Here is a 328-nt window from a genome sequence, read left to right on the forward strand (position 1 = left end):
CTGACACCGTGAAGTATGCGGCTGGCAACGACTTGTACCGGGGGATTACCCGGAAACTCCCGTACCGCCAAATGGTTACGCCCTACGGCGTGGAAGTGACCTTTGCCAAGACGGTGCATATCATCTTCCCCGCCGCCGTCCGCTATGTCGATTTGGGAAGCAACCACATCATAGCGGGCAAGGCGGACGGTGCGGAGAACGTAATCAGGGTGAAAGCCACGACAGAGGGCTTTCCGGGAGAAACGAACTTCTCCGTTATCTGCGAGGACGGCAGTTTCTTTTCGTTCAACGCCAAGTACGCCCGTGAACCGGAAATGCTCAACATCGA

General features: G+C 56.4%; 1 protein-coding gene. It reads left to right on the plus strand.

Annotation, left to right across the window (positions count from 1 at the left end):
- The coding region (locus tag DXA74_RS16055; RefSeq protein ID WP_233550599.1) for a DUF4138 domain-containing protein at positions 1-328 on the plus strand (328 nt) is incomplete at both ends.

It is taken from the genome of Bacteroides sp. OF04-15BH (assembly GCF_003477995.1).
Taxonomy (GTDB): Bacteria; Bacteroidota; Bacteroidia; order Bacteroidales; family Bacteroidaceae; genus Paraprevotella.